Raw genomic sequence first — 2,818 nt, forward strand, 5'->3', positions numbered from 1 at the left:
GATCCATGAGCATGGTTTGCACAACGAAATAAAGCTGCCTGACAGGAGTCGTGGCCTCCTCGGCTTGCATTACGTGGTTTTCCAGCAAGAACGTCACATCATTTAGAAACTCAAGTGAGGTGCGACGATCGACGCGAAGCACGGCACCGTTGACGTACAGCTTCTCACCACGCTTCAGATGAATGAACATTCGCGTTCCTTCCCAAGCCGTTCCTGATAGTTTCCGACACCTCGATCAGAGCAGAAAAGTCCTCGACATGACCTTGGCGGATATCCTCAGAGCGCCGCAGCACCCAGATTCCGATAGATATCAGGCTGGCGCGAAGTGCTTCAGGCAAACCATTTCCAGGATCAGCCAGATCTTCAAGAAGCAGCGTCCAGAGACGATTGACAAACAGTAGGGCTTCGACAGAATCACGCGTGCCTCGACCTGACGTCTGGGCCCGTTTGAGCAGCGCTATGGCATTGTCGAATGCACGCCGTTCGTTATCACGGATCTGCTCCGTCGTATCCTCCAGCATCGCCATGTAGCTCACTTCATACATGCTCGTTTCTTCTCCGAGGTCCCATGGTCTTTGCATTAGAGGTAAGACAGCAGGCTCATCCTGCTGATACGACTTGTCAGGGCATATGAGCCCTCCAATTGCGTCATAAGAAGATTTACTCGAACCGCCGCCTCGTATGGATCCACACTCTCTAAAGCCGTCACTGCTTTCGTGAGGTTCAATTTTCTCTGATCCAAGACGACCTGAGTGTCCTTCAAGCGAACTTGTTCAATGCCGATCCGCGCCTGCTCGCTGACAATCTGAATTTGTGCCTGTGAAGCCAAAGACATGGCCTTGTCAGATGCGGCCATGAGTGCCTCGGCACCGATTTTGCTGTTCCCCAGTAGCTCCATGATCGTCAGGGACTTGGTAAGTGTCTGTGCAAAGGCACTGTTAGCTGTCGCGGAAAGATCAACACTTTCCCCAGACGGTAGTCGGAACTTTTGTGTCTCGTCCGAGGCCGCTGACCAGGTCGTAGACCAACCCGTACCCGTGAAAAGCGAACTGAAAGCTCCATCAATAAAGTCACTGATTTGACTGCTGTTCAAGCCCGCAGCAGCCGTGTCATCAGGGGCAAAGCCGAAGGTGGATTGGAATGCGTCGATCAATGCCTGGCGCGGACCGGCTGAATACTCGGTTAGAGGTGGCGCCTCGCTGGCCAAGCCTGAAAAGAGATACTGACCATCTTGGGTGACAGACACCACGCTATGAAGGGAGTCGAGAGTTGACGCGGCAAATTCTGCACTAAGCGTACGTCCGTTGCTGGCATTGCGCGCGCCCCCGACTGTCGATCTGAATCGATCTGCCAGAGTACTCATGGCAAAGAGGGCGGTTTGTGCAGTTTCTGCCTTGAGAGAAGCCTGCTGCATGGATGATGTTGCCTGCTCAATTTCTGCCGATTGCAGCCTAAAACTGAGATCGGTGCCCGTCCGACCGCCTAGTCTCAATCCTACATCGTTGTGACGTCCCGTTGCAGCCTCCACCTGGGCTTCCGCCAGGCGCTTCTGGCTTTCCGCCATGGCGATGCGTGAGGGCTGCAGAAGAAGTCGAGATGGAATGCTGCTTGCTGGGAACATCAGTTGATCGCCTCAAGCAGAGTTGATAACATGGCGTTCACGACCGAGAGGACCTTGGAGGATGCTTGATAGCTTTTCTCAAGGTCGAGTAATGTGGCCATTTCCTGATCTATGTTGACGCCTGTCACCTGTGAAAGTGAGCTTGCAGCGCGTGATTTTACTGCCGCGGCGGTGTCAAATGCGGAATGCGCATCTTGTCGTTGGCCTTCCACCCATGATGCTGATCGCGCGCTGTACTCCTTCAGGGACGCTGACCCTGCGAGTCCGCCCGAGTTTCCGAAGTTTCGATTTTCATCGAGGGAGTCTGCGAGTTCTGCAATGCGCGCCTGGAAACCTGATTGACCCGAGGCATTTCGAAGGTAGCTCGCTCCTCCGAAGCCACCATCGCGGATCATAAGTGCCGACCCGCCCAGATCGGGGTCGGCCAACTCGCTTATCCAAATCTGGCCCGCAAGACCTGCGTTCGAATCCGATAGCAGGGGCAATGCTCCCCATCCCTTGAAGAGGCCTTCAACAGATGGAAGCGCAGCCGGAATTTGAGGATCTGACTCCGAAAATGCTGCGATCAATCCTGCTGCTATCTGATCGAGTTGGAGGGACAACTGTGGCGCGAGATTATCGCGAATGTTGGCATAGGCTGAAATCGCACCTCCGGACGCCGGCATAGAGGCATTGGCACCCGTAACTGGAACGCCGTCAATGAACAATGGAGATCCCTGGACGCCATGTGGCAAGTTGCCCGCTGCAGAGAAAGTTACGCTACGTGGACTGCTCTCGAAGAGCACTGCTCCGCCTTCGGCGTAGATCACGAGGTCGTTGTTCGGGCGCACAGTTGTACGGATGCCGATCTCATCCGCAAGAAGCTTGAGAATTGAATCCCGCTGGTCAAGTGCTTCTGAGAGATCACCTGCAGTCCCCTGACCCCTGACCACACTGTCGTTCACCACCTTGAACTGCGCCAGAAGGTTGTTGATACGCTCCACTGAGTCCGCAATTCCTTTGTCGGCATCAGATCTGATGGTCGATACTTCAAGTGATGCGGTGTTCAGCTTCTGCGCAACATTGCGCGCTGCTTCAAGTGCTGTCCTTGCCAGCGGCTCGCTTGCGGGGTTTTGCTCATAGCTCCTGAGCGCATTCTGCAGTTTTCCCAGGATCGCGTTGATTGACTGGTCATCCTGCGGATCTCCCGTAAGGCTG

General features: G+C 54.6%; 4 protein-coding genes. All 4 read right to left on the reverse strand.

Going from position 1 to position 2,818, the window contains the following annotated elements; translation table 11 throughout:
- The coding region (locus WCJ41_RS21215) for a flagellar biosynthesis repressor FlbT (RefSeq protein ID WP_336907829.1) at nt 1–190 on the reverse strand (190 nt) is incomplete at its 3' end.
- Nucleotides 165–545, reverse strand: a complete 381-nt coding sequence (flaF, locus tag WCJ41_RS21220; RefSeq protein WP_336907830.1) for a flagellar biosynthesis regulator FlaF — start codon at nt 543–545, stop codon at nt 165–167. The genes flaF and WCJ41_RS21215, both read right to left, overlap by 26 nt.
- 35 nt (nt 546–580) lie before the next feature.
- Nucleotides 581–1,621 carry a flagellar hook-associated family protein gene (locus WCJ41_RS21225; RefSeq protein WP_336907831.1) on the reverse strand — a complete coding sequence of 347 codons (1,041 nt, stop codon included), beginning with the start codon at nt 1,619–1,621 and terminating at the stop codon, nt 581–583.
- On the reverse strand, nt 1,621–2,818 hold a 1,198-nt coding region (gene flgK, locus WCJ41_RS21230), incomplete at its 5' end, for a flagellar hook-associated protein FlgK (RefSeq protein ID WP_336907832.1). The genes WCJ41_RS21225 and flgK, both read right to left, overlap by 1 nt.

It is taken from the genome of Aestuariivirga sp., from assembly GCF_037139295.1.
Taxonomy (GTDB): Bacteria; Pseudomonadota; Alphaproteobacteria; order Rhizobiales; family Aestuariivirgaceae; genus Aestuariivirga.

Excerpts from the sequence above, each read along its gene's own strand:
- WCJ41_RS21225 (WP_336907831.1), bottom strand. The coding sequence starts at position 1,621 with ATGTTCCCAGCAAGCAGCATTCCATCTCGACTTCTTCTGCAGCCCTCA.
- flaF (WP_336907830.1), bottom strand. The coding sequence starts at position 545 with ATGTATGAAGTGAGCTACATGGCGATGCTGGAGGATACGACGGAGCAG.